Source organism: Rhizobium rhododendri (genome assembly GCF_007000325.2).
GTDB lineage: Bacteria > Pseudomonadota > Alphaproteobacteria > Rhizobiales > Rhizobiaceae > Rhizobium > Rhizobium rhododendri.
This window is the reverse complement of the sequence record NZ_CP117267.1, coordinates 98,322-123,010: the sequence shown is the minus strand read 5'-3', so window position 1 is coordinate 123,010 and position 24,689 is coordinate 98,322. Positions and strand designations below refer to the sequence as shown.

Genomic DNA, 24,689 nt, shown 5'->3' with positions numbered 1-24,689 from the left:
CACGAAGCCCGGAACCCACGGACGTAGAATTCAAGCCGATTTGCGGGATTTCTGGGCGCGCAATGCTTCTGCGGCACGCTCGATGCGGGCGAGACCTTCGCGGGCGTCTTCGGCAGTAGCGATGAGAGGCGGCAGCAGGCGAATGACGTTGTCGCCGGCGGGAACGCCCAGCAGGTGTTCGGCACGTATGGCATGCAGCAGTTCGCCAGCCGGGATCGCCGCCTTGATACCGAGCAGCAGCCCCTGGCCGCGCACCTCTTCGATGATGTCGGGATAACGGTCCTTGAGCGATGCCAGCCCCTGGCGGAAGACCAGGGATACGTCGTTGACATGCTGGAGAAAGCCTTCGGCAAGAATGACGTCCAGCACCGCGCCGCCGACGGCCATGGCCAGCGGATTGCCGCCATAGGTCGAGCCGTGGGTGCCGGCCTTCATACCGGAGGCAGCTTCTGCAGTGGCGAGGCACGCACCGAGCGGAAAGCCGCCACCGATGCCCTTGGCCACGGCCATTATGTCAGGCGTGATGCCAGACCATTCGTGGGAGAAGAATTTGCCGGAGCGACCGACGCCGGACTGGACCTCGTCGAGGATCAGCAGCAGGCCGTGCTCGTCGCAGAGTTCGCGAAGCGAACGCATGAACTCCTTGGCAACCGGGCGAACGCCGCCCTCGCCTTGCACCGGCTCGATGAGGATCGCTGCGGTCGCATCCGAGATCGCCGCCTTGACGGCCTCGAGGTCGCCGAACGGAACCTGATCGAAGCCGGGGGCCTTCGGGCCGAAGCCTTCGAGGTATTTTTCCTGGCCGCCGGCAGCGATCGTCGCCAACGTCCGGCCGTGGAAGGCGCCTTCGAAGGTGATGATGTGGAATTTTTCCAGATGGCCCTTCGAATACTGGTAGCGGCGGGCCGTCTTGATGGCGCATTCGAGCGCCTCGGCACCGGAATTGGTGAAAAACACCTTGTCGGCGAAGGTCGCATCGGTCAGCCGCCTGGCAAGCATTTCCTGGCCCGGGACCTCATAGAGGTTCGACAGGTGCCAGACTTTTTCAGCCTGCGTCTTCAGCGCTTCGACAAGGTGCGGATGTCCATGACCGAGCGACGACACGGCGACGCCGGCGCCGAAATCCAGATAGCGCTCGCCCGTTTCCGTGATCAGCCATACGCCCTCGCCTCGCTCGAACCGCAGGGGCGCGCGCATATAGGTGTCGTAGAGTGGCGCGGCTTCGGCCATGGCGCAATTCCTTCGATCGATCAGGACGTGACGGCTGTTGTCCTGCAACGCCGCCGTCGGCAATGAAAAATGCCGCCTTGCGGCGGCTTGGGCACTATTGTCGTTCCGCGGAACCATGTCAACAAACAGTGGATTAGTCAACGAATAGTTGATTTTAACCTTGCGGCAAAAGCCATATCGTGAGGGTCTGGAGACGGGCATTAAGGCTATTGCAGAAATACCACAGTAGGCAGCAAGTTGGGGAAAACTTGGAAATCGATTCTCCGCGATTCCCGCGACTCTTGTCACGGAGTCAGCCTCACACTAGGTTAAATCTTGATTACTAGACTGCAATGCGGCGGACCTAGTCACCACAATTTAAGAGCGTTTTGTGCCTCGATAGCATTCGAGGCAATGGCGAAGGATTCCGCCATCATGAACGCAGTCGGAGACAAGCATGAATTGGACGGACGAGCGCGTCGAAAGGCTCACGAAATTATGGGCCGAAGGATTGAGCGCCAGCCAGATCGCGGCGCAGCTCGGCGGCGTCAGCCGTAACGCTGTCATCGGCAAGGTGCATCGACTTTGCCTGCCAGGCCGAGCAAAGGCCGGCGGCACATCGTCGACGGCGCGCTCCACCAAGCGTAACGTTGCTCCCGCCCGGCCGACCACCTTTGGCGCCCGCCCTGCCGCCCCGCGCTCGACGGTTCGTGCCGAAGGCGCAACCATGGTCAAGGAAGATGCCGAGCTAGACGCAACGGCACCCGTGCAGTTCCGCCCATCCTCCAATGCCATCGCGCCGGTTGCCCGCCGCATTGGTCTGACGGACCTGACGGAACGCACCTGCAAGTGGCCGGTCGGCGATCCGCTGAAGGACGACTTTCACTTCTGCGGTCATGAATCGCCAGATCAGTCTCCCTACTGCACATACCACCAGAAGTTGGCGTACCAGCCAGTTCACGAGCGCCGTCGCGCCGCCCGCTAAGCCGGGTAAAAACGACAACAGAGAACGGGCCGCGAGGCCCGTTTTGCGTTTCAGGTTTTGATGGCCCAGAAACGTGTCAGGGATGCAAACTCGCACCTTTGACGATCTTGTCCACGAGCTTCTTTTCGGCCCGCAGCGCGATGCCGACCAGCCTGGCGGTGTCGGGACCGAACTCGAGGAATACGGCCCGGTTGGCGGCATCGTGACCTGTCGCGAACATTTCTTCGATATAGGCCGATACTCGCGCCTGGCGTTCCAGCGCGCGCTTGTGGATAGTCCTTAGCACGTCCTGATCCGCCACAAGCACGACCATCGGCTGAACGCTCATGGGACTGTAGACATGGCCGAGAGCATCCCGGTATGCTTCGCCGATGATTTCCGGCGACTGGGCAGTGATCCCGCTCACAAGGAAGGCCGTGACGTTGAGCTTCTGCCAGGTAGCGAGGTCATGGCGGATGACAATCGCGATTTTGGTATCGAACATGTACAAGAACTCCATGGAAGGCATCGAAAGAACCGATCGAATAGCGCCTGCCCATGCCCTCGGTCTTGAACGTTCGTGCAAGAGCGGTTTTCGCGACGGATTGAGCATCGCCGCGTCCAGCCACGGCATCGAGCGCATGGAAGCGCGCTTTCACGGCAACGGCTTTTCGCCGCACAGACATGACACATATGCACTGGGTCTGACCCTCCGTGGTGTCCAGACGTTCCGCTATCGCGGCGCGGAGCGCTTTAGCCGTCCCGGCAACGTGATCGTTCTGCATCCCGATGAAGTCCACGATGGCGCGGCAGGCACCGACGACGGACTGATCTACCGGATGCTCTATTTGCCGCCCGCGGTGGTCGGCCTCCTCGAGGTGGGCAATCGGGCCCTGCCCTTCGTCCGCGATCCCGTCGTGACTGACGCTGGCCTATTGTCTGCGCTGGCGGACGTCCTTTCGGATCTCGACCATGCGCCGAACGATCTGGCGATGGACGACGCGGTTGCGCGGCTGACGGCGGGACTCTTCCGACAGGCCGACGACCCGAGGAAAGCACCCACGAGAATCGATCGCCCAGCTGTCCTGCTGGCGCGTGATTTTTTGACCGAGCATTGCGAAGAGGGTGTCAGTTCCGAAACGTTGGAGGCGATCAGCGGTCTGGACCGTTACGAACTGTCGCGGCAGTTCCGGCGGGCCTTCGGCACCAGTCCGCACCGTTATCTCGTGATGCGTCGTCTTGACCGAGCCAAGCGGCTGCTAGGTGCCGGCTATGGCCTTGCCGGAGCCGCTGCAGAAGCGGGGTTTGCCGATCAGGCACATTTTACCCGCCATTTCCGGGCCGCCTTCGGTATGACCCCGGGCAGATGGCTGGCAATGCATGATTGCCAACCCTAGTAGTGTCAGCCCGCTAAATGCACCGACTGGATGGCACCGGCACCATCATCGGCGCCTGCACTCCAGCCTCAGACTTCCATGGAATAGCCGGCGCCGCGCACGGTGCGGATGACGTCCTGCATGTTGGAAAAATTCAGGGCCTTGCGCAGCCGGCCGACATGCACGTCAACGGTGCGTTCGTCGACGTAGATGTCATGGCCCCAGACGCCGTCGAGCAGCTGCGAGCGGGAAAACACCCGGCTTGGCGATGCCATCAGGAATTCCAGCAGGCGGAACTCCGTCGGGCCGAGGCGAACCTCGCGGCTCTTGCGATGTACCCGGTGCGTCTCGCGGTCGAGTTCGATGTCGCCGCAACGAAGGACGCTGGACAGCACCTCCGGGCGGGCGCGGCGCAGCATGGCGCGGACACGGGCCATCAGTTCCGGCGTCGAGAACGGCTTGACGACATAGTCGTCTGCACCGGTGGAAAGGCCACGGACGCGCTCACTTTCTTCGCCACGCGCCGTCAGCATGATGATCGGCAGACGTTCGGTCTCCGGCTTCATGCGCAGGCGGCGGCAAAGTTCGATGCCGGAAACACCCGGCAGCATCCAGTCGAGGATCAGGAGATCCGGAATGCGCTCCTGCAAGCGCATCTCGGCTTCATCGCCCCTCAGGATCGTATCGACTTCGAAACCTTCTGCTTCAAGGTTATAGCGCAGCAGCACGCTCAGCGCTTCTTCATCTTCTACGACGGCAACTCTCGGAACCATGGGGCCCGCTCTCCTTCAAAAACCCTTCAGGCCTATTCCGTCATGGCGCCGACGGTATTGGCAGTATCGTCCTTCGGGCGGTCGCCCTCAGGCAATGCACCGGTCGCCATGTAGAAAATCGTCTCGGCGATGTTGGTGGCGTGGTCGCCGATGCGCTCGATGTTCTTGGCGCAGAACAGCAGATGCGTGCAGGTGGTGATGTTGCGCGGATCTTCCATCATGTAGGTCAGCATCTCGCGGAACAGCGAGGTATACATCGCGTCGATTTCCTCGTCGCGCTCGCGGATGGAGACCGCCTTGTCGGGCGAGCGGGTCGTGTAGACGTCGAGAACTTCCTTCAACTGGACGAGCGCCAGTTCGGACAGATGCTCGATGCCGCGTGCCAGGCTGCGCGGTACGCCGGTGCCCTGCACGGCGATAACGCGCTTGGCCGTGTTCTTGCCGAGGTCGCCGACGCGTTCCAGATCGGCGGCGATCCGGATCGAGCCCATGATTTCGCGCAGGTCGGCAGCCATCGGCTGGCGGCGGGCAATCGTCAGGATCGCCTTGTCGCCGACTTCGCGCTCGGCATGATCGAGGATCGTATCGTCAGAGATGACCTTCTGAGCCAGCCCGACATCGCCATTGACCAGCGCGCGGACGGATTCACCGACCATCTGCTCGGCAAGGCCGCCCATCTCGGAGATGCGCCGCGTCAGGAATTTCAAATCTTCGTCGTAGGCGGAATGAATGTGTGTCGAAACCATTTTCTATCCTCAAATTGAAAGGCGTCACGGAACGTAGGTCTGCTCGGCGCGGCGACGGCAACGGGTTTCGCCTTTTCGAGGCCCTTTTTGATATCGGCCTAATGCTCGCCCTTTTATGTCAGCCCAATGAAACAATTATGACAATCGAAATCATTGAATTAATTCAATTTTCGCAGCCTCGAATAAGGTGTCACCGGGTTATTCAGAAGCGCACCGTGAAATCCGTGCCGCGGCCGACTTCGGATTTGACGATCAGCCTGGCCCGGTGACGGGTCAGGATGTGCTTGACGATGGCGAGCCCGAGGCCTGTGCCCTTCTTGGACCGGCTGTTTTCGACGCTGACGCGATAAAACCGCTCGGTCAGGCGCGGCACGTGTTCGGCCGGAATTCCGCCGCCGCTGTCGGACACGGTGACCTCCACAGGCTCGCCGGGCTTGTTGCGCAACGTCACGTCGACGCGCTTGCCCTCCTGACCGTACTTGCAGGCATTCTCGATCAGGTTTTCGAACACCTGCACCAGTTCGTCGCGATCACCGGTCACCTCCGCCTTGCCTGACGGCATATGCAAATTGATAGTGACATCGAGATCCATCGCCAGCGGCACCAGCGCATCGCGCACATGGCCAAGCAGCGGCACGAGATCGACCTTCTGGTCCGGCGCCAGATGGGACTTCAACTCGAGCCGCGACAGCGACAGGAGATCGTCGACCAGCCGGCTCATGCGGGTCGCCTGATCGAACATGATCGCCAGAAAGCGCTCCTGCGCCTTGGGATCGTTGCGCGCTGGCCCCTGGATGGTCTCGATGAAGCCGCGCAGCGAGGCCAGTGGCGTGCGCAACTCATGGCTGGCGTTGGCGACGAAATCCGACCGCATGCGGTCGATATGACGCAACTCCGAGACGTCGCGAAACGACAGCAGGAAGAATGTCTGGTTGCCGAGATCGGAGAGCGCCAGCTCGACAGGCGCAATCCGCACTATGAAGACACGCTCCGACGGCAGACGCTCGGAATGCTCGATCTGGTTGGGCACGCCGGTGGCAATCGTTTCCCGCACCATGTCGAGAATGCCGGGCGAGCGCAGCTTTGCCGACAGGTGGGCGCCAATCGGGAAGAGGTCGAGCGCCCTCTCTGCTGCAGGGTTCTGATAGAACACCGACGCCTCGCGATCCAGCACCAGAACTGGCATGTCGAGACCAGCCAGGCCTGCGGTCATCGGCCTCAGGACTGCCGCCAGATCTACCGGGGCCGGCTCGACTTTCGCCGGCTGCGCCCTGCGCGCCACCAGGGGTGCGCGCAGCAGGGCAACGGCAACCACGACCAGCAGCACGGCGAGGATGGCCACCACGTCGGTACCCTCCGCCATGGCCAGAATGGCAACCAGCACGGCCAGAATCAGGATCGCTCTTTCCTGCTTCAAGCGCTGCCCGAGCCGATTTAAAATTGATGTATTCTCTTCCAACGCCGCCGGTCCGATTCTACGTCCACACGTCTAAGACTCGGACTGATATAGCAAATTCATGACAGAAGTTTTCAGCACTATCCACAGTCGTGGAACCCTTGGGCTCCCTCGCCAGTCATAGTCGGCGGAAGGCTTGAAATGACACAGTAAATATGTGTCTTCTGAGCCGGTTTATAATTTTTACGAACTGAGCCCCTGATGGCAAATACAGGCCAATGGCCCGAGGAGGATCTATGGGAGACGAAGTCGAAAGCCGCATGGTCGAGCTGGAGCTGCACGGCAAACGGCGTATCTTCGACGTCGACGACCCCGTTCTGCCCGACTGGGTCGCAGACAAGGCGCTGTCGTCCGGCCACTTTCCTTATAAGAAAAAGCTGAAAAGCAGCGAATACATGGACGATCTGAAAGCGCTTCAGATCGAACTCGTGAAGGTCCAGTTCTGGCTGCAGGCGACGGGCAAGCGGATCATGGCCATTTTCGAGGGCCGGGATGCTGCCGGCAAGGGCGGTGCGATCTTTGCGACCTCCGCCCACATGAACCCACGCCTCGCGCGGGTCGTGGCACTCAGCAAGCCGAACGACCGCGAAGCCGGGCAATGGTATTTCCAGCGTTACGTGGACCAATTCCCGACATCGGGCGAATTCGTCCTGTTCGACCGCTCCTGGTACAACCGCGCCGGGGTCGAGCCGGTGATGGGGTTTTGCACGCCGGAGCAGTACGAGCAGTTCCTTCACCAGGCGCCGCAGATGGAGAAAATCGTCGAGCATGAGGGCATCATGTTCTTCAAGTTCTACCTCGACATCGGCCGGGAAATGCAGCTGAAACGCTTTCACGACCGGCGCCACGATCCGCGCAAGGTCTGGAAGCTGTCATCCATGGATATCGCCGCCCTCGACAAGTGGGACGACTACAGCGAAAAGCGCGACCGGATGCTGAAGGAAACCCACACGGACTATTCGCCGTGGACCGTTCTCCACGCCAACGACAAGCGGCGCGCCCGCCTCAACCTGATCCGGCACATACTTTCGACGCTGGACTATCCCGGCAAGGATAACGACGCTATCGGCGAGATCGATGGAAAGATCCTCGGCTCGGGACCGGGGTTTCTCAAATGATGACTAAGAGTGCGCCTCAGGGCGCCTCGTTTCCGGGAAGCACGCGGATGGCGTAGATATTGACGCCGGTCGACTTGCCGTCGACATCCGTATTGAACACGAGGTTGCCGGAAGCATCAGCCGGCAGCGGCTTGTTGAAACGCAGCTGGAACAGCGCATCGGACTTCTGGCGCGTCACATCGAACCGGTGACGGCCGCAACCGCCATAGGTACCGAAACTGCATTCGACGGTAATCTGTGTCGGTGCATCCGAGATCGCCTGCAGCGTCATGGCAACCGTTGCCGGCTTGCCCGAGAGCTTCTGCAGGGTAGCCGATGGAACAGGGATCGCGACATTGCCGGTGGTGTCGGGCGACTGCGAGGTCAGACGGACTGTCGGACCTTCATTTTCCGAGGCGTTTTCGATCTTCGCCTGGGTGCCGCTGACAGCCTTTGCGGCATCGGTCGGCCCGAAGATCTGGATCCAGTCGGCCGAGAACCGGTCCTGCGGGTCGATCGTCGCCAGACCGGCGTTGCTGCCGGAGTCGAGATCGGCGTTGTTGTCGTTGGCGTCTTCGCCTTCGGGAGTGATCTGCGCCGGCTGGTTCCGGACACTGGTGTCGCGCTGCGCTGCTGTCAGAAGCACGCCCGAGGTCTTAACCCACCAGGCACCGATGCCGAGAAAGGCGACGACGATGCAAAACACCAGCAGGCGGGAAAAGAACTTGCGCGGCTTGCGACGGCTGACCGCCCGCTCCGGCTTGAAATCCATGCTGCGCGACGGCGCCGCCATCGCCGGCTCCTCGTAGGCGCCGGGTTCGGCTGCCAGGTGATCGCCGGGACCTGCATGGATGCCGCCGAGGTCACCTTCATCCGTGTGGCCGGAAGAAGACGTATCGGCACCGCGCGTCTCGCCGCGCAACTCCATTCCGGGCTCCATGCGTCCCGGCTGCTGTGTCGCCTCTGGCCGCACTGCGGCGCCGAGCGGTGGCGCTGCGGCGGGCGAAATAGGCGCAGGCCGGGGAGCTGCCATGGACTGGGCAGCGACCGGCCGTGAAGCCGGCTGCACCACCGGCCTTGCAGGCTCCGGCACAGGCTCGGAGGGTCGCGTGGGAGACGGGACGGGCTCGGCAGCTGGCTGGACAACGGCAGCATCGCGAAGCCTCGCCCGCTCCTCGCCCTCGATCGCTCGGATCGTCAGTTCCAGACGCTGGCGCTGGGCGGCAACCGTTTCGACGTCGGTGATGTCCTGCTTGCGCAAGCCAGCTTCCAGTGCCTGGCGGGCGGACTGGTAAACGCGAGCCCGAACCTCGGGGTTGTCGCGCTCGGATCGCTCCAGGGCGCTTCTGATGGCCGTTTCTAATCCGCTCACATCCGGTCCTTCACTCTGACTGGCGACGCCATGCAATCCTGACAAATGACTGGCAGGAATCGGTAATGCCCTGTCCGGCGATACGCAAGGGTCGGTACCATGCAGATGCCATTAGACCGGGGATAAGACAGGTTACCACGGTATTTGCTCAAAGATAGCGGCGCTTCAGCCACCATCAAGGGCAGCGGCAGCATCGCCGCCCTGATCGAAAAGCGACTTTTCCCGCCGATCCGAACCTGATAGCAAAAACGTGGCGCATTTATCGGCGCCAGTGAGCACAGGAGCTTGCCAATGGCGCTTCCACCGATCCTGACGCGCGGCCTGCGCCTGCCGGTCGTAGCATCGCCGCTTTTTATCATTTCCCACCCGACGATGACACTTGCGCAGTGCAAGGCAGGCGTCGTCGGCAGCTTTCCGGCCCTCAATGCTCGCCCGGAAAGTCTTCTGGACGAATGGCTGGCTGAAATCACCGAGACGCTGGCTGCACACGACGCTGCCCATCCCGATCAGCCAGCCGCGCCCTACGCCGTCAACCAGATCGTCCACAAGTCCAACCGGCGGCTGGAGCACGACCTCTCGCTCTGCGTGAAATACAAGACACCCATCGTCATCTCATCGCTGGGGGCGGTGCCGGAGGTCAATGCGGCCGTCCACTCCTATGGCGGCATCGTGTTGCACGATGTCACGACCCTGCGCCACGCCCGCTCGGCTATCGCCAAGGGTGCGGATGGCCTGATCGCGGTGGCAGCGGGTGCCGGCGGCCACGCGGGGTCGCTGTCGCCCTTTGCGCTCGTCCAGGAAATCCGGCAATGGTTTAACGGCCCGCTGCTTCTCGGCGGCGCCATTTCCACAGGCGGCGGCATTCTGGCGGCCGAGGCGATGGGCGCCGACATGGCCTATATCGGCTCGCCTTTCATCGCGACCGAGGAGGCCCGGGCGAGCAGCGCCTACAAGCAGGCAATCGTCGACGGCAAGGCCGCCGACATCGTCACGTCCAGCTACTTTACGGGGGTCAGCGGCAACTATCTAAAAGCCTCGATCCTCGCCGCCGGGCTTGATCCCGACAGCCTGCCCGAGGATTCTGCGACAATGGACTTCGAACAGGCAAGCTCGGGCGCCAAGGCATGGAAGGACATCTGGGGATCGGGACAGGGCATCGGCGCCATCGATGCCGTCGTCCCCGTGCGGGATCTCGTCGACCGTCTGGAGCGGGAATACCGGCAGGCGCGCGCCCGACTGCTGCGGTGAAACGGCCTGCGACGGTTTTTTGGCGATCTGCCAACAGAGCGCTTGAAATCTTGTCCGAGAGACTGTATCAGCCCCATGCACATCGAAGGCTGTCCCAGACGCCGCGATTGCCGCTTTAGCTCAGGTGGTAGAGCACATCATTCGTAATGATGGGGTCAGAGGTTCGAGTCCTCTAAGCGGCACCATTTTCTCAGTCTTTAAAACTACACAAAGATCGTTCACCCATGCATTTCGTTGAAGGCGTCCAAGCCCCGGTCGGGAGCTGGCTTGCGGACATATGCTGCCCTGCGTGCGGCCATCGAAATGTGATGCTCGGATTTTCCCGGGTGCCGGATCTTCAGTGGTCCTACGGCGAGAGCAGCGGTTCGCAGCCTGGGGCCGTCATCTATTATGCCGGACTTCGACAGTGCCCCAACCCCGAGTGCCATGCTGTCATCTCGGCGTTTTCGGACAGCGAGGGAGGCCGTTCCGTTCACCGGCCGGAAGTCCTCGTGTTCTCCGGGAACACCCTTCCGCCCAGCCTCATGGGGACAATCGAGGAGGCGGTCCAGTGTCATGCGGTGGGGCTCTACGTGGCCTCGGCAGTGCTGGTCCGCCACATGCTCGAGCATCTCTGCAACGATATCGACGCCGACGGAGAAGGCCTGCAGAGCCGCATCGCTGCCCTCAACACATTCACGCCCATGACCGGAGAGCACCCCGGCATCGCGGGCGGCGCTCGCATCGTGATCAACGATGATGCGGAGATACAAGCGCGGGAGCCCTTTAGCGCCAACCGGGAAGAAAGCGAACTCGCCATCTACCTGGCAAGGCAGCTTTTGCGCGCAGTCTACCAATACGGCAGCCTCCGGTCGCGACTGATGGCACTCAGAACCGCTCCCGGGATGGGGTGAACATACCAAACCGGCTCCGATCAGGCATGATAGCCAGCCGCCGTTCAGGCCAGCTCGAACTGCGGGAAGGATTTGCGATCAATGTGGTAGATCGCGAGATAGTCGTTTTCCCTGAAGAAATCCGCGTCCTGCGCGTAGGCAAAGGCATTTGCCCACCGCACGGGATTGATTTCGCGGTGAACCCTGCCAACCATGGCAGCCGGCTTGAACTCGAGCGAATGGGCGATCCCTTCCACCGGGACGAACGAGAAGCCGCCGTGCAGCCCCATGTAGAACTGGTAGGTGATGTGATCGTAGAGGTTATGGGCAAACCTTTCGACGAATTGCAGGCTGGTGTCCCACTCTATCCAGTTCAGAAATCCGGGAACGCTTCCGGCTGCGTAGACCGGAATATCCCACCACCAGCTATAGAATCCCCAGTTGCGCGATATCGCCTGGATATCGGCGTGCTCTGCATGCGGCGATAGCGCCATCGACGAGGCGTGCATGATGTTGCGTTCAGCCGCGTGTTTTTGCGTCAGCAATCCGGCATACCAACGGGCCTGCGAAACGACCTGCTCCGCCGCCGCCGTCCATCCGGTCGGCCGGAGAATGAAGGTCTCGGCATCGACGCAGAGAATATAGTCGTAGGACTTGTGGACCAGCGAGAGCGCGAGAAACTTCTTGACCGTCGGCCAAGTCTTGCGATCGGCCACGACAGAGATCGCGCTGCCGGTTAAATGATCATCGAGGACGATCGCATGGTAATAAAGGGACGCCGATGGCTGGTGCATCGTTGCAAAAGCCCGACGGTCAGCATCGGTCGAGAACACAAAGACGATGTCGTAGTCGGAATCGACGCTCTGGTAGAGAAGGTTGATGCCATAGATGAAATAGGCGTCGTGGATGGGAACGACGAGTGCTGTCCGGTTCAAAGGCCGTGCGATTTCTCCGCACTCCTGCAGATAGTGGATTTCTCCTGTACCGCCGAGGCGAAATCGTCCTTCCATCGTATACTTGCCGTCGTTCTCGATTATGCGATCGAACCGGGTGGAAACAGCACCGTCCTGATTGAGAAACTCGATAGCGCCCGCCTTCACTCTCCAGGCGTTCTCGTTTGGGTGCGAGTAGTCCTGCAGATGGCCGCCGGATTGCAGGCTGAGCCTTGGCGAGACCACCGCTTTCGTATCAACGTTGCCGAAACTCCAAGCTTTGTTCTTCATCAGAATTTCGAGGGAAAAATCGTCGAACTGATGCGCCATGGTCTGTTCCTGCATTTAACGGAAATCTCCGGCACCGACGAAAAGATGGGTAGGACACCCATCTGGCGGAAGCCGTCTGCAGCGAAAACTTTTGGCGATGGACGCGCAACGTCCAATACCTCTCCGCCTCCCCGCAATACCCGCAGGAATAGAGATGCGACCTTGTCCGGGCCTGATGGTTCGGGGTGGTGGTGCCTGTCGCGCGGCTGGGTGCGAGACGACGAGATTGCAGCGACGGTCGCAATACGAAGACGTCGAGCGGATGCGGGCGCCGTCTGCGGCGCCCGCATCCGCTCTCGGATCAGAAGACCTGGCGCAGGATCACGTAGAGAACGAAAGCGATGGCGATCGAGGCTGGCAGGGTGAGAACCCAGGCGGTCAGCATGTTGCGGATGGTCGACCATTGCAGGCCAGAGCCGTTGGCTGCCATAGTTCCGGCGACGCCGGACGAGAGCACGTGGGTGGTGGAAACCGGCAGGCCGAAATGGTCGGCGGCGCCGATGGTGATCATCGCCACGACTTCGGCAGCGCCACCCTGGCCGTAGGTCAGGTGTGTCTTGCCGATCTTTTCGCCGACGGTGACGACGATGCGTTTCCAGCCGATCATGGTGCCGAGCCCGAGTGCCAGCGCAACGGCCACCTTGACCCAGGTCGGGATGAACTTCGTCGCGTTGTCGACGGCCTTGTGATAGCCGGTGACAGCGGCAAGGTCTTTCGCATCCATCGCCAGAAGCTTCTGCTTGTCGATGAGCTTCAGCGCTTCGCCGATCAGATAGATGTCGTTGCGGACGTTGCCGACCATGTTCGGAGGCACGGCTTCGAGGGTTGGAAAGGCAGCGACTTCCTGGCTGGTGATGTGGATATATTGCTGCAGCGCCGGTGTGGTCGCGTCGGTCCATGTCTTTGTCTTGACCGCATCCGATACAGCGGCCTTCGCATCGGCGACGACGATGCCCGGTTTGACATACTTGCCGAGCGCGGTCTCGACCTGTGCAGAGGCGGACTTGTAGGCTTCGAGATAATTGACGTCCGGGGTCCGGTTGAGCGCAAAGGCGGTCGGCACGAGACCGATCAGGATGAGCATGATCAGGCCCATGCCTTTCTGGCCATCGTTGGAGCCGTGCGCAAAGCTGACACCGGTGCACGTGAAGATCAGCAGGCCGCGGATCCACAGCGGCGGAGGACCGTTGGTCTTCGGCTCCTCGTAGAGCGCCTTGTTCTTGATGAAGACCTTCATGACCAGAAGCAGGATTGCGGAGAAACCGAAGCCGATCAACGGCGAGATCAGCAGCGAAAGGCCGATATTGGTCGCCTGCGACCAGTCGACGCCGCTGGTGGCGCTGCCGGCGGGGGCTAGGAACTGGTTGGCCAGGCCAACGCCAATGATCGAGCCGACCAGCGTATGCGAACTCGACGACGGGAGGCCGAGATACCAGGTCCCGAGGTTCCAGACGATGGCGGCGATCAACAGCGCGAAGACCATGGCGAGACCCGAACCGGAGCCGACCTGCAGGATCAGTTCTACCGGAAGCAGGGCCAAGATGCCGAAAGCCACGGCACCCGACGAGGTGAGAACCCCGAGGAAATTGAAGAAACCGGACCAGATGACGGCGAATTCGGCAGGCATCGAGCGCGTATAGATGACAGTCGCCACTGCATTTGCCGTGTCGTGGAAGCCGTTGACGAATTCAAATCCGAGAGCAATCAGAAGCGCAAGGCCGAGGAGTATCCACGGAACAGCGGAGGCGGAGGTGAGATCACGGTCCAGCGCATAGGCGATATAGCCGAGTCCGCCGAGAAGCACGAGAACGAGAAGGGGTACGAACCACTTGCCGGAGCCCCCGGTTTTATCCAGCGGGTGGCCGATCCCGGCGTTGCTCCGCTCAGCGCTCATATCGACCATTTAATCGCTCCCTCATCTAAACTTATCAATTGTTAATAAAATGGCTCTGTGAAGGTCTGGTGACATCCCGGCCATTTGCAGGCGCCGGGACGGGAAACGATGGCTGCGGGATGCCGGTTTGTCACATTCCTGTCGCCAACTCCTGCTCCTGTCTGTGTGCAAACGAAGGAACGCGCCAATGTCCGATCAGGAAGACCAGCTTCGCCGCATCAAGGATGAAATTGCCGACAGCTTCGACGAAGAGCTGGAGATGCAGATGGAGGAAGACCGGCTCGACGAGCTCGTCGCCGAAGGCATGGTCGAGCCGGCGGAAGCAACGCTCGAGCGCAAGGTCTATTTCCGGGAGCTGTTCCGGCTGCAGCACGAACTGGTGCGGCTGCAGGACTGGGTGCAGTACAAGAAGCTGAAGGTTGCGGTCATCTTCGAAGGGCGCGATTCTGCCGGCAAGGGCGGCGCCATCAAGCGCGTGACGCAGCGGTTAAACCCGCGCGTCTGCCGCACGGTCGCCCTTCCTGCTCCGACCGAGCGCGAGCGCAATCAATGGTACTTCCAGCGCTATGTCGCGCATCTGCCGACGGCCGGCGAAATGGTGTTGTTCGACCGCAGCTGGTATAACCGGGCCGGCGTAGAGCGCGTCATGGGCTTTTGTACGGAAGACGAACTGGAGGAATTTTTCCGGTCCGTGCCCGAATTCGAGCGCATGCTGGTCCGCTCGGGCATCATCCTCATCAAATACTGGTTCTCGATCACCGACGAGGAGCAGGAATTCCGGTTCAAGATGCGCATCCACGATCCGCTGAAGCAATGGAAGCTTTCGCCGATGGACATGGAAAGCCGCATCCACTGGGAAGAATATACAAAGGCCAAGGAAGACATGCTGGCGCGCACCCACAGCGATGCGGCGCCTTGGTGGGTCGTACAGGCCGTGGACAAGAAAAGGGCGCGCCTAAACTGCATCGCCCATCTCCTGAAGCAGATTCCTTACGAGGATGTGCCAAAGGCAGAAGTGGAACTGCCCGGCCGTATCCGCCACGAAGACTACAGTCGTTCGCCGGTGCCCCCGGAAATGTACGTGCCGGAAATCTACTGAGGACTTACGCAGCAAGTTCCAGATAGTGTCCTTCACCGGGCGCCATCTGGAACAGCAGATGCGCGAGTAGCTCAGGCTTCAGGGCTGGCTTCAGCCGCCGCAGGCTTGCGCTTCGCCCGGACGCGCTTTGGCGCAGGCTCGGCCTTGTCCTTGGTCGCGATCGACGGAGCGACGCTTACTTCATGGGTTTCTTCGGAATCCTCAGGCGTTACCTGGTCCAGGCGATGCTTGATAGCCAGCGCGTAGATTGTGTTCAGTACATTGCCATCGCGCAGATCGGGGTCGCTCAGTGCAAGCAACGAAGCACGCACGATCTTCTTGCTACTGGTCTTGCCGCATTCCTTTTGCACGAATTCATAGAGGGCGTTGTCGCTGAGACCAGCGGTCGCGCCATCAACCAATGCATGATAGATTTTTTTCTTCTCGCCCAATTTTTCAGCTCTCCGACTGCGCGTTTTAAGGTGCAGAACCAATAAAAAATTACTTCTGAGCTACCTTTCGTCATTCTACTGTCACAAACAACCCCATTTCGCGGCAGAAAAATCGGCTAAAATCACTGGTTAAGGCGCCGGCGGCACGCTTGCAACTTTGGCGTCTATTGAAACCATGACGCGACGTTGCTTGCACGTTTGGTAAAAACAACGCCGCGCGGACTAAAATTCAGCATGATTTTCCACGCCTTTACCGCAGCATCGGCGATAATGCCTGGCTGGTCGCAATTGGCAGGCGAGTCCTATCGATATTTCGTAGACAAGCGCTAATTCATCGCAACTGACTATCGGACGAAATGACGGCCAGTAACGCATGTGCCATCCGGTCAGCGTTGGGGGCGTGACAGAGATCATTGGGGTAAAGGGAACACTATGCTGAAAACACTTACCGTCGCCGCATCGCTTGCGGCCTTCATCGCTACCGGCGCCAGTGCCGCAGATGTCGTCGTCTCGTCGAAGATCGACACCGAGGGAACGCTGCTCGGCAACATCATCCTGCTGTCGCTGAACGCTGCCGGAATCAAGGCGCAGGACCGCATCGCGCTCGGCACCACGCCGGTTCTGCGCAAGGCGATCACATCGGGCGAAATCGATATCTATGCCGAATACACCGGCAATGCCGGCTTTTTCTTCAACAAGGCGGATGACGCGGCCTGGAAGAGCAGCGACGCTGGTTACGCTCTTGCCAAGAAGCTCGACTACGACGCCAACAAGATCGTCTGGCTGACACCCTCGCCTGCCAATAACACCTGGGCGGTAGCCGTGCGCAACGACGTGGCGGGCCCCAACAAGCTGAAGACCATGTCGGATTTCGGCAAGTGGATCTCGGGTGGCGGCAAGGTAAAGCTGGCGGCATCTTCTGAGTTCGTCAATTCGGCCGCAGCGCTTCCAGCCTTCCAGACGACCTACGGCTTCAAGATCAGCCCTGACCAGACGATCGTTCTCTCCGGAGGCGATACAGCGGCCACCATCAAGGCCGCCGCCGACCAGACCAACGGCGTCAACACCGCCATGGTCTACGGCACGGACGGTGCTATCGAGGCTGCCGAACTGACCGTCATGGAAGACGACAAGGGGGTACAGCCGGTCTATGCACCGACGCCCATTATCCGCGAGGCAGTCTTGAAGGCCAACCCGAAGATCGAAGAAGTACTGGCCCCGATCTTCAAGAGCCTGACGGCCGAGGAACTGCGGACCCTCAACGGCCGTATCCAGGTAGACGGCGAGCCGGCCAAGGCGGTTGCCCAGTCCTACCTGAAGGACAAGGGCTTCCTGAAATAACAATCGACATTTTCCTATGGCCCCGCCCATTGTGCGGGGCCATAGTTCGTTTTCGACGTCTGGAGCCGGTGGATGGATGATGGGTACAGGGTCCGTGGAGCGGATCGTCTCGGCATTGTACTTGTAACCGTCGGCCTTCTGGCAACGGCAACGATGCCGCTTATCATTGCCAAAGCTAACCGGATTGCTGCCGGCAAGCCGCTGGCCCTGACCCAGCTTCTCGGCCAACCCGTTGTGCTGGCTCTCATGGCATTGCTGCTGGCCACCGGAATTGCCGCCATCTTTGTCCGGAATGCACCCCTGCGCCTTGTCATCGCGACACTTTGCCTTGCCACCCTGCTGCTTGCCATCGGCCTTGTGTCGACTGCTTCCACGCCTAATGGCAGCGCGTCTGCTCGCATGACGCCCGGCGGTACGTTCTGGGTGCTTCTCGCCGTTGTGGGGCTGGTTATTTCGGACGCGCTGGTGAAGCTGCAGCTCACGCCTTGGATGCGGGTGGCATCGCTGCTGTTCTATGCGGCGCTCCTCGCGGCATTTCTCTTTTCAGGCAGTCTCGACAGCCTGTCGATCATGAAGGAATTTGCTATTCGCTCCGAACAGTTCTGGGGCGAGGCAGTAATTCATGTTTTTCTCGCCTTCGGTTCGGTCATCATTGCCATCTTCCTCGCCTTGCCGCTCGGCATCCTCTGCTTCTGGGTGCCGAGGCTAAGGGCAATCGTGCTGCAGGTGCTGAGCATGGTACAGACCATCCCCAGCCTCGCCCTGTTCGGGTTGCTGATGCTGCCGCTCGGCTACATCGCAACCCACGTGCCTGGCGCCGCTGACCTCGGCATCCGCGGTATCGGTGCCGCGCCGGCGCTGATCGCGCTGATCCTCTATTCGTTGCTGCCGGTTGTCGCCAATACGGTCGTTGGCCTCGAGGGAGTCGATCCGGCCGTGCGCGATGCCGCAGCAGGCATGGGACTGACGCGGCTGCAGATCCTGTTCGGCATCGACCTGCCGCTTGCCTTTCCCGTCATCCTCACCGGCATCCGCATCGTTCTGGTCCAGGCAATCGGACTGGTGACCGTGGCAGCGCTTATCGGCGGCGGCGGTTTCGGATTGTTCATCTTCCAGGGACTGGGCCAGACCGCGATGGATCTGGTGCTGCTCGGCGCCGTGCCGACCGTCTTTCTGGCATTTTCATCGGCCGTCGTTCTCGACGCCGTCATCGACACCATCCGGGGACGCCGCGCATGAATTCGACCGGGATACAGCAGGAAACGATGATCGAATTTCGCAACGTGACGAAGCGATATGGCGACGCTACTGTTGTCGACGACGTCAGCATGACGGTCACCAAGGGCTCGGTGACCGTCGTCGTCGGCACCTCCGGCTCAGGCAAATCGACACTGCTGCGGATGGTGAACCGGCTGGTGCCGATGACAAGCGGCCAGATCCTGGTTGGCGGCAGGGATGTCGTTTCCGTGCCGGTGACCGAACTCAGGCGACGGATCGGCTACGCCATTCAGGGTCACGGTCTGTTTCCCCACCGCACGGTGGCGCAGAACATCGCGACCGTGCCGCAGTTGCTTGGCTGGGACAAGCCGCGCATCGATCGACGGGTTGAGGAACTGCTGTCGCTTTTCCGCCTGGACGCAGCGACCTTCGCCGGCAAATATCCGCATCAGTTGTCCGGCGGCCAGCAGCAGCGTGTCGGTGTCGCCCGGGCTCTTGCGGCAGAACCGGAGGTGCTGCTGATGGACGAGCCGTTCGGAGCTCTCGACCCCGTCATCCGCGGCAAGGCCCAGGACGATCTGCTGGCGATCCAGAAACAATTCGGCACGACCATCATTCTTGTCACCCACGATATGGACGAAGCGTTCCATCTTGGCGACCGCATCGCAGTGATGAGCGAGGGCAAGCTGCTGCAGTGCGCCTCGCCCGAGACTATCCTGACCGAGCCAGCCGACAGCTTCGTGGAGCAACTCACCGGGACTTCCGATAAGGCGTTGAAGCTGATGGCCATGCTGCCGTTGAAAGCCGGCATGGAGCCGGCAAAGGCAGGTCTTGGCTTCGGCCTTCCCGAAACCCTGAACTTGCGCGACGCGCTGTCGGAAATGATCTGGCAGGGGATAGACGAGGCCTCCGTCCGCGACGAGAACGAGAACCCGGTAGGCTCGATCTCGATGCAGCGACTGCTACAATTGGGCAAGCGCGCATGAGGCTCTTCGTCGCCAACGTCTTCAGGCTTACCGCGCTGGCGCTTCTTCTCATCCTCTTGTTCAGGACGGAGTGGCTGACTTTCCTGCTGGCGCCGCTTACCAACTACGGTGCGCCGCCGGTCTATACGCAGAACAGTCTGGTACTGCTGGCAGCCAACCACCTCGAGCTTGTGGCGATCTCCATAGCCGGCAGCGCGGTGCTTGCCGTTCTCGGCGGCATATTCGTGACGCGGGCGAGCGGCGCCGATTTCCTGCCGCTGACCCGGGCCATCGCCAATGCCGGCCAGACGTTCCCGCCCGTGGCCGTGCTGGCACTGGCGGTGCCGGCCACCGGCTTCGGGATGGCGCCGACACTGATCGCGCTCTTTCTTTACGGCCTGCTGCCGATCTTCGAGAATACCGTAGCCGGGCTGCAGCAAATACCGGCGTCCCTGCTCGAGGCCGCAGACGGGATGGGCATGAGCCCGCGCCAACGGCTTTTTTCGATCGAGCTGCCGTTGGCCATGCCTCTCATACTCGAGGGATTGAAGGTCGCGACCGTCATCAACATCGGTACGGCGACAATCGGCTCGACTGTCGCCGCCAAAGGGCTGGGAGAGGTGATCATTGCCGGGCTGATTTCCGACAACACCGCCTTTATCCTGCAGGGTGGGCTGATCGTCGGGTTGATGGCCGTATTGATCTATGATGCGATGGCGCAGGTCGAGCGGCTGCTCGCCAGACGAACTGGCCTGCGTGCAGCATAAGGCTTACCCGTCGCTCGTAGATTTCGGCACATCAAAGGAGACCGCCATGGCGAAAATGATTCATTCGATGATCCGCGTGCTCGACGAGGCGCGGTCGGTCGAGTTCTACGAAAAAGCATTCGGCCTCGAAGTGGCCGATCGCATCGCCTTCGAGACATTCACGCTGGTCTATCTCAGCAATCGCGAGACCGGCTTCGAGCTGGAGCTGACAATCAACCTCCAGCGCGTCGAGCCCTATGCCATCGGCGAGGCCTACGGTCACCTGGCGGTGTCGGTCGACGACATCAAGGAGGAGCATGCACGTTTCACGGCACTTGGTCTCAATCCCGGCAAGATCACCGAGCTCAACCGCGACGGAACCTTGCTCGCGCTGTTTTTCTTCGTGACCGATCCAGACGGCTACAAGATCGAGGTGCTGCAGCGTCATGGCCGGTATCAGTAAAATGAAGTGCCCCTCAGCCGACCGATCCGGTCTGCTGTCGTTTCACGGCCAATGCGACGGCAGCGATTGACCCCCGGCGTGCAGTCGGCCTAGTTTCATGCGAGACATGCGTCGGCGTGGTGGCCAGCGGGAGGCTTCCACCACAACCACCGGCGAAATCACTGCAGCGGTTGGGCTGCGGGAGGAGAGTGGCATGAGCGAGGCGCCCACCTACACCGGACCGGCACAGGATCGGATCTGGCTTTCGTCCTACCCTGATTGCGTGCCGGCAGACCTGCCGCCACTTGAGCATCAGTCGCTGAGCGAACTTTTCGAGGATAGCTGCGCCCGCTACGCCACCCGTCCGGCCTTTACCAGCATGGGACGGGCCATGACCTATGGCGAGATGGAGCAGCAGACACGCAAGATCGCCGCCTGGCTTCAGAGCCGTGGGTTTGTCAAAGGCGACCGCGTCGCCGTGATGATGCCGAACGTGCTGCAGAACCCGGTCGCGACGTTCGGCATCCTGCGGGCAGGGCTTATCGTCGTCAACGTCAACCCACTCTACACACCTCGAGAACTCGAGCATCAGCTGCGCGACTGCGGCGCCAAGGCCATTTTTGTGCTGGAGAATTTCGCCCACACTGTGGAGCAAGTGCTCGATCGCACCGCGCTTCGCCATGTGGTCGTCAGCTCATTCGGAGAGATGATCGGCCTCAAGGGCCACATCGTCAATTTCATCGTCCGACATGTCAAGAAGCTGGTGCCGTCCTGGTCCATCCCGTCTCACATAGCGTTTTCGAAGGTGTTGGCCGAAGGCGAAGGTCTGAAGCTGGAACGGGTGGCACTGACGCAAGGCGACACCGCGTTCCTGCAATATACTGGCGGGACGACTGGCACTGCAAAGGCGGCGACGCTCACCCACGCCAATCTACTCGCCAACCAGCTCCAGCTGCAGCTGTGGCTGAACTCGGCGTATATTTCCAAGCCACGGCCGGAGATCCTGACCTTCGTCTGCGCCCTGCCCCTCTACCATATCTTCGCGCTGACGGTGAATTGCCTGATGGGCGTATCACTTGGCGCACACAACGTGCTGATCGCCAATCCAAGGGACATCCCGGGCTTCATCAAGGAACTGGGCAAGCATCGCGTCGACATCTTCCCGGCGTTGAACACGCTCCTGAATGCGCTGATGAACAATCCGGATTTCGGCAAGCTGGACCTTTCACAGGTGAGCACGCTTGCCGGCGGCATGGCCGTGCAGCGGCCGATCGCGGAGCGCTGGCATACGCTGACCGGCGCCTGGATCACCGAAGGCTACGGCCTCTCCGAGACCTCTCCGGTGGCCAGCGCCAACCGTTTCGACAGCACCGAATTTTCCGGCACCATAGGCCTGCCGCTGTCGTCGACCGATATCGATATTCGCGACGACGAGGGCCATTCGCTGCCGCTCGGCACCGTCGGCGAAATCTGCATCCGCGGACCGCAGGTGATGGCCGGCTACTGGATGCAGCCGGAAGAGACTGCGCGGGCTATGACGCCGGACGGCTATTTTCGCTCCGGCGACATGGGCTTCATGGATACTCGCGGCTATACCAAGATCGTCGATCGCAAGAAGGACATGATCCTCGTTTCGGGCTTTAACGTCTATCCCAACGAGATCGAGGAAGTCGCCGCGATGCATGCAGGGATCGTCGAGGCGGCTGCGGTCGGCGTAGCAGACGAGCATTCCGGCGAGGCCGTCAAGCTCTTCGTGGTCCGCCGCGATCCCGCACTCACCGAGGCTGACATCAAGGCCCACTGCGCCCGGTACCTCACCAACTACAAACGCCCACGCTTCATCGAATTCCGCAACGAACTGCCGAAATCGAATGTCGGCAAGATCTTGCGGAAGGAATTGCGTGGGTAGAAATACTTCAATTGAAAGCAACCAGAAAGAGTGATTGTAGCACCCTGTTTCAAGGCAGAAGCAGTAGGGGCCGCGACCAGCCGGCCCATCGGTGAGGATGGGCCGCACCGACTTTGGCAAGAGCCTTGCTTTTGAAACGGAGGTGCGGCACCTCTCCGCTTTTTTACGAATAGTTTGTGACCCAACTTGATTTAGGCATCACAAAGCGAATAGTTTCCGCGACCTTCTCCGAACCCCTAAGGAGCTTCCCATGCAAGCGATCGTCGAACAATTGAAGAGCACGGCTGCGGCCACCAATGCCACCGACATTCGCGCGGCATTCGCCGCCGATAGCGGCCGTTTCTCCCGCTACACCGCTTCGCTGGACGACCTGCTGATGGATTACTCCAAGACGGCGGTCAATGACGAGATCATGGCGCTGCTGCTGAAGCTTGCCACCGAGGGCGGGGTCGAGAAAAAGCGCGACGAGATGTTTTCCGGCGCCCCTATCAATTTCACCGAGGGGCGCGCTGTGCTCCATACCGCACTCCGCAACCGCTCGAACACGCCGGTGATGGTCGATGGCAAGGACGTCATGCCTGATGTCAACGGCGTGCTGGCAGCGATGGGCAAGTTTGCCGATGGTATCCGCTCCGGCACCATCAAGGGCGCCACGGGCAAGGCGATCACCGACGTCATAAACATCGGTATTGGCGGCTCAGATCTCGGCCCGGTTATGGCAACGCTGGCACTGGCGCCTTTCCACGATGGCCCGAAGTCGCATTTCGTCTCCAATATCGACAGCGCCCATATCGCCGATATCCTGAAACTGGTGCAGCCGGAAACCACCCTGTTCATCGTCGCCTCGAAGACGTTCACGACCATCGAGACGATGACCAATGCGCAGACGGCGCGCGACTTCATTTCCAAGGCACTAGGCGAAGCGGCCGTGCAACATCATTTCTGCGCCGTCTCGACAGCGCTCGACAAGGTCGCGACCTTCGGCATCGACAGCGCCCGCGTCTTCGGCTTCTGGGACTGGGTTGGCGGACGCTACTCGATCTGGTCGGCCATCGGCCTGCCGCTGATGATTGCCGTCGGTCCTGAAAATTTCGGCAAGTTCCTGGATGGCGCGCATGCGATGGACAACCATTTCCGCACGGCACCGATCGAGAAGAACCTGCCGGTGCTGCTGGGCCTCATCGGCTACTACGACCGCAACGTCCTCGGCTATGCGACGCGCGCCATCCTGCCCTATGACCAGCGCCTGTCGCGTTTTCCGGCCTACTTGCAGCAGCTTGACATGGAATCGAACGGCAAGGGCGTCACCATCGACGGCACCCCGGTCGAGGGCAATTCCGGCCCGGTCGTCTGGGGAGAGCCTGGGACCAACGGCCAGCACGCTTTCTACCAGCTGATTCATCAGGGCACGAGCGTCATCCCGGCGGAGTTCATGATTGCCGCCAACTCCTTTGAGCCTGAACTGCGCCACCAGCACCAGCTGCTGATCGCCAACGTTCTTGCCCAGTCGGAAGCGCTGATGAAGGGCCGTACGTTCGAGGAAGCCAAGAAGCAGCTGACCGACAAAGGCATGGAGGACAAGAAGGCCGACTTCATCGCGCCGCACCGCGTCTTTACCGGCAATCGTCCGTCGATCACCTTCGTCTACGACCAGCTGACGCCGTTTGCGCTCGGCCGCCTGATTGCCCTCTACGAACACCGCGTCTTCGTCGAAGGCGTGCTGTTCCGCATCAACTCCTTCGACCAGTGGGGCGTCGAACTCGGCAAGGAACTGGCGACCGGCCTGCTACCTGTCGTCGAAGGCAAGGAAAGTGCCGAGGGCCACGATTCCTCGACCATCGGTCTCGTCGCCGCGCTGAAAGCTCGCGCCAAGTCATGACCGTCCCTGTCCTGCGTGTCGCAAGACCGACGGACGACATCGCCCGGCTCCGCCCCTTCTACGAGGCGGGGCTGGGATTTGAGGTTCTCGTTGCCTTCGAGGGTCACAACGGCTTTGACGGGCTGGTCCTAGGTCACCCGCACTGGCCCTATCACCTGGAATTCACCCATCACCGCGGCCACACTGTCGGCCGGGCTCCGACGCAGGATAACCTGCTGGTGTTGTACCTGCCGGATGAGGCGGAGTGGCGGGCTGCCGTGGACCGCATAGAAGCCGCAGGATGCGCGACGGTCACGTCGTACAACGACTATTGGGACGTACAGGGAAAGACATTCGAGGATCCGGACGGCTACCGCGTCGTTCTGCAACAGGCCGCCTGGAGCCGATAAA

Annotated in this window: 23 protein-coding genes and 1 tRNA gene; 15 read left to right on the top strand and 9 right to left on the bottom strand. The window is 60.9% G+C overall.

Features of this window, described 5'->3' with window-relative positions:
- Window positions 1–30: 30 nt before the first annotated feature.
- Window positions 31–1,230: an aspartate aminotransferase family protein gene (locus tag PR018_RS00640; RefSeq protein WP_142823939.1), complete on the bottom strand. Its 1,200-nt coding sequence runs from the start codon at window positions 1,228–1,230 to the stop codon at window positions 31–33.
- A 436-nt stretch (window positions 1,231–1,666) separates the two neighbouring features.
- On the opposite strand from PR018_RS00640, the gene PR018_RS00635 reads away from it, so the two are divergent.
- Window positions 1,667–2,194 carry a GcrA family cell cycle regulator gene (locus PR018_RS00635; RefSeq protein WP_142823938.1) on the top strand — a complete coding sequence of 176 codons (528 nt, stop codon included), beginning with the start codon at window positions 1,667–1,669 and terminating at the stop codon, window positions 2,192–2,194.
- A gap of 76 nt (window positions 2,195–2,270) precedes the next feature.
- On the opposite strand, the gene PR018_RS00630 is transcribed toward PR018_RS00635, so the two are convergent.
- Complete coding sequence (locus PR018_RS00630; RefSeq protein WP_142823937.1) at window positions 2,271–2,678, bottom strand: DUF2000 family protein; 408 nt, start codon at window positions 2,676–2,678, stop codon at window positions 2,271–2,273.
- A 13-nt stretch (window positions 2,679–2,691) separates the two neighbouring features.
- On the opposite strand from PR018_RS00630, the gene PR018_RS00625 reads away from it, so the two are divergent.
- Window positions 2,692–3,570 carry an AraC family transcriptional regulator gene (locus PR018_RS00625; RefSeq protein ID WP_244615236.1) on the top strand — a complete coding sequence of 293 codons (879 nt, stop codon included), beginning with the start codon at window positions 2,692–2,694 and terminating at the stop codon, window positions 3,568–3,570.
- A gap of 68 nt (window positions 3,571–3,638) precedes the next feature.
- Here the strand turns inward: PR018_RS00625 and phoB are convergent, their stop codons facing one another.
- The 3 genes from phoB to phoR form a co-directional block, all read right to left on the bottom strand.
- The gene (gene phoB, locus PR018_RS00620; RefSeq protein ID WP_111216600.1) at window positions 3,639–4,322 is read right to left on the bottom strand and encodes a phosphate regulon transcriptional regulator PhoB; all 684 of its coding nucleotides are present in this window, start codon (window positions 4,320–4,322) and stop codon (window positions 3,639–3,641) included.
- A gap of 32 nt (window positions 4,323–4,354) precedes the next feature.
- Window positions 4,355–5,068 carry a phosphate signaling complex protein PhoU gene (gene phoU, locus PR018_RS00615; protein ID WP_111216598.1) on the bottom strand — a complete coding sequence of 238 codons (714 nt, stop codon included), beginning with the start codon at window positions 5,066–5,068 and terminating at the stop codon, window positions 4,355–4,357.
- A 202-nt stretch (window positions 5,069–5,270) separates the two neighbouring features.
- Entirely contained in the window at window positions 5,271–6,527 is a 1,257-nt protein-coding gene (phoR, locus tag PR018_RS00610; RefSeq protein ID WP_224128105.1) for a phosphate regulon sensor histidine kinase PhoR, read from the bottom strand.
- Between the two features lie 233 nt (window positions 6,528–6,760).
- Here phoR and ppk2 (PR018_RS00605) point away from each other — a divergent pair, with 233 nt between their 5' ends.
- Window positions 6,761–7,642: a polyphosphate kinase 2 gene (gene ppk2, locus PR018_RS00605; RefSeq protein WP_142823935.1), complete on the top strand. Its 882-nt coding sequence runs from the start codon at window positions 6,761–6,763 to the stop codon at window positions 7,640–7,642.
- A gap of 16 nt (window positions 7,643–7,658) precedes the next feature.
- Here the strand turns inward: ppk2 (PR018_RS00605) and PR018_RS00600 are convergent, their stop codons facing one another.
- Window positions 7,659–8,993: a hypothetical protein gene (locus PR018_RS00600; RefSeq protein ID WP_142823934.1), complete on the bottom strand. Its 1,335-nt coding sequence runs from the start codon at window positions 8,991–8,993 to the stop codon at window positions 7,659–7,661.
- 291 nt (window positions 8,994–9,284) lie between these two features.
- Here PR018_RS00600 and PR018_RS00595 point away from each other — a divergent pair, with 291 nt between their 5' ends.
- The 3 genes from PR018_RS00595 to PR018_RS00585 all read left to right on the top strand — a co-directional run bounded on the left by PR018_RS00595 (window position 9,285) and on the right by PR018_RS00585 (window position 11,134).
- The gene (locus PR018_RS00595) at window positions 9,285–10,241 is read left to right on the top strand and encodes an NAD(P)H-dependent flavin oxidoreductase (protein ID WP_142823933.1); all 957 of its coding nucleotides are present in this window, start codon (window positions 9,285–9,287) and stop codon (window positions 10,239–10,241) included.
- Window positions 10,242–10,350: 109 nt separating this feature from the next.
- Window positions 10,351–10,426 (top strand) — tRNA-Thr (locus PR018_RS00590).
- 123 nt (window positions 10,427–10,549) lie between these two features.
- Window positions 10,550–11,134, top strand: a complete 585-nt coding sequence (locus tag PR018_RS00585; protein ID WP_142823932.1) for a hypothetical protein — start codon at window positions 10,550–10,552, stop codon at window positions 11,132–11,134.
- A 44-nt stretch (window positions 11,135–11,178) separates the two neighbouring features.
- Here the strand turns inward: PR018_RS00585 and PR018_RS00580 are convergent, their stop codons facing one another.
- Both PR018_RS00580 and PR018_RS00575 read right to left on the bottom strand, forming a co-directional pair.
- Entirely contained in the window at window positions 11,179–12,390 is a 1,212-nt protein-coding gene (locus PR018_RS00580; RefSeq protein WP_142829119.1) for a hypothetical protein, read from the bottom strand.
- Between the two features lie 286 nt (window positions 12,391–12,676).
- Complete coding sequence (locus tag PR018_RS00575) at window positions 12,677–14,269, bottom strand: inorganic phosphate transporter (RefSeq protein WP_374113741.1); 1,593 nt, start codon at window positions 14,267–14,269, stop codon at window positions 12,677–12,679.
- Window positions 14,270–14,456: 187 nt separating this feature from the next.
- On the opposite strand from PR018_RS00575, the gene ppk2 (PR018_RS00570) reads away from it, so the two are divergent.
- A complete protein-coding gene (ppk2, locus tag PR018_RS00570; RefSeq protein ID WP_142823929.1) occupies window positions 14,457–15,368 on the top strand; it encodes a polyphosphate kinase 2 in 912 nt (303 codons plus the stop codon).
- 71 nt (window positions 15,369–15,439) lie between these two features.
- Here ppk2 (PR018_RS00570) and PR018_RS00565 read toward each other — a convergent pair whose 3' ends face one another.
- Window positions 15,440–15,799: a hypothetical protein gene (locus PR018_RS00565; protein WP_224128600.1), complete on the bottom strand. Its 360-nt coding sequence runs from the start codon at window positions 15,797–15,799 to the stop codon at window positions 15,440–15,442.
- 432 nt (window positions 15,800–16,231) lie between these two features.
- Here PR018_RS00565 and osmF point away from each other — a divergent pair, with 432 nt between their 5' ends.
- The 8 genes from osmF (at window position 16,232) to PR018_RS00525 (ending at window position 24,688) form a co-directional block, all read left to right on the top strand.
- On the top strand, window positions 16,232–17,140 hold the full coding sequence (gene osmF, locus PR018_RS00560; RefSeq protein WP_142823928.1) for a glycine betaine ABC transporter substrate-binding protein OsmF: 909 nt from the start codon (window positions 16,232–16,234) through the stop codon (window positions 17,138–17,140).
- Window positions 17,141–17,212: 72 nt separating this feature from the next.
- A complete protein-coding gene (locus PR018_RS00555) occupies window positions 17,213–18,379 on the top strand; it encodes an ABC transporter permease (RefSeq protein WP_142823927.1) in 1,167 nt (388 codons plus the stop codon).
- Window positions 18,380–18,405: 26 nt separating this feature from the next.
- Complete coding sequence (locus tag PR018_RS00550; protein WP_162854761.1) at window positions 18,406–19,344, top strand: ABC transporter ATP-binding protein; 939 nt, start codon at window positions 18,406–18,408, stop codon at window positions 19,342–19,344.
- The gene (locus PR018_RS00545) at window positions 19,341–20,090 is read left to right on the top strand and encodes an ABC transporter permease (protein WP_142823925.1); all 750 of its coding nucleotides are present in this window, start codon (window positions 19,341–19,343) and stop codon (window positions 20,088–20,090) included. The genes PR018_RS00550 and PR018_RS00545 overlap by 4 nt, the downstream gene beginning before the upstream one ends.
- A 46-nt stretch (window positions 20,091–20,136) precedes the next feature.
- The gene (locus tag PR018_RS00540; RefSeq protein ID WP_142823924.1) at window positions 20,137–20,532 is read left to right on the top strand and encodes a VOC family protein; all 396 of its coding nucleotides are present in this window, start codon (window positions 20,137–20,139) and stop codon (window positions 20,530–20,532) included.
- Between the two features lie 193 nt (window positions 20,533–20,725).
- Window positions 20,726–22,420, top strand: a complete 1,695-nt coding sequence (locus tag PR018_RS00535) for a long-chain-fatty-acid--CoA ligase (RefSeq protein WP_142823923.1) — start codon at window positions 20,726–20,728, stop codon at window positions 22,418–22,420.
- Between the two features lie 250 nt (window positions 22,421–22,670).
- The gene (gene pgi / locus PR018_RS00530) at window positions 22,671–24,299 is read left to right on the top strand and encodes a glucose-6-phosphate isomerase (RefSeq protein WP_142823922.1); all 1,629 of its coding nucleotides are present in this window, start codon (window positions 22,671–22,673) and stop codon (window positions 24,297–24,299) included.
- A complete protein-coding gene (locus tag PR018_RS00525) occupies window positions 24,296–24,688 on the top strand; it encodes a VOC family protein (RefSeq protein ID WP_142823921.1) in 393 nt (130 codons plus the stop codon). The genes pgi and PR018_RS00525 overlap by 4 nt, the downstream gene beginning before the upstream one ends.
- The last annotated feature ends 1 nt before the right edge of the window (window position 24,689 follow it).

What these genes read in the sequence shown, in the direction of transcription:
- PR018_RS00595 (WP_142823933.1), top strand. Translation starts at nt 9,285, where the DNA reads ATGGCGCTTCCACCGATCCTGACGCGCGGCCTGCGCCTGCCGGTCGTA.
- PR018_RS00545 (WP_142823925.1), top strand. Translation starts at nt 19,341, where the DNA reads ATGAGGCTCTTCGTCGCCAACGTCTTCAGGCTTACCGCGCTGGCGCTT.
- PR018_RS00585 (WP_142823932.1), top strand. Translation starts at nt 10,550, where the DNA reads ATGCTCGGATTTTCCCGGGTGCCGGATCTTCAGTGGTCCTACGGCGAG.
- PR018_RS00625 (WP_244615236.1), top strand. Translation starts at nt 2,692, where the DNA reads ATGGAAGGCATCGAAAGAACCGATCGAATAGCGCCTGCCCATGCCCTC.
- PR018_RS00630 (WP_142823937.1), bottom strand. Translation starts at nt 2,678, where the DNA reads ATGTTCGATACCAAAATCGCGATTGTCATCCGCCATGACCTCGCTACC.
- PR018_RS00550 (WP_162854761.1), top strand. Translation starts at nt 18,406, where the DNA reads ATGATCGAATTTCGCAACGTGACGAAGCGATATGGCGACGCTACTGTT.
- PR018_RS00525 (WP_142823921.1), top strand. Translation starts at nt 24,296, where the DNA reads ATGACCGTCCCTGTCCTGCGTGTCGCAAGACCGACGGACGACATCGCC.
- PR018_RS00555 (WP_142823927.1), top strand. Translation starts at nt 17,213, where the DNA reads ATGGATGATGGGTACAGGGTCCGTGGAGCGGATCGTCTCGGCATTGTA.
- ppk2 (WP_142823935.1), top strand. Translation starts at nt 6,761, where the DNA reads ATGGGAGACGAAGTCGAAAGCCGCATGGTCGAGCTGGAGCTGCACGGC.
- PR018_RS00535 (WP_142823923.1), top strand. Translation starts at nt 20,726, where the DNA reads ATGAGCGAGGCGCCCACCTACACCGGACCGGCACAGGATCGGATCTGG.
- ppk2 (WP_142823929.1), top strand. Translation starts at nt 14,457, where the DNA reads ATGTCCGATCAGGAAGACCAGCTTCGCCGCATCAAGGATGAAATTGCC.
- PR018_RS00575 (WP_374113741.1), bottom strand. Translation starts at nt 14,269, where the DNA reads ATGAGCGCTGAGCGGAGCAACGCCGGGATCGGCCACCCGCTGGATAAA.
- pgi (WP_142823922.1), top strand. Translation starts at nt 22,671, where the DNA reads ATGCAAGCGATCGTCGAACAATTGAAGAGCACGGCTGCGGCCACCAAT.
- phoB (WP_111216600.1), bottom strand. Translation starts at nt 4,322, where the DNA reads ATGGTTCCGAGAGTTGCCGTCGTAGAAGATGAAGAAGCGCTGAGCGTG.
- PR018_RS00580 (WP_142829119.1), bottom strand. Translation starts at nt 12,390, where the DNA reads ATGCAGGAACAGACCATGGCGCATCAGTTCGACGATTTTTCCCTCGAA.
- PR018_RS00635 (WP_142823938.1), top strand. Translation starts at nt 1,667, where the DNA reads ATGAATTGGACGGACGAGCGCGTCGAAAGGCTCACGAAATTATGGGCC.
- PR018_RS00640 (WP_142823939.1), bottom strand. Translation starts at nt 1,230, where the DNA reads ATGGCCGAAGCCGCGCCACTCTACGACACCTATATGCGCGCGCCCCTG.
- phoU (WP_111216598.1), bottom strand. Translation starts at nt 5,068, where the DNA reads ATGGTTTCGACACACATTCATTCCGCCTACGACGAAGATTTGAAATTC.
- PR018_RS00540 (WP_142823924.1), top strand. Translation starts at nt 20,137, where the DNA reads ATGGCGAAAATGATTCATTCGATGATCCGCGTGCTCGACGAGGCGCGG.
- osmF (WP_142823928.1), top strand. Translation starts at nt 16,232, where the DNA reads ATGCTGAAAACACTTACCGTCGCCGCATCGCTTGCGGCCTTCATCGCT.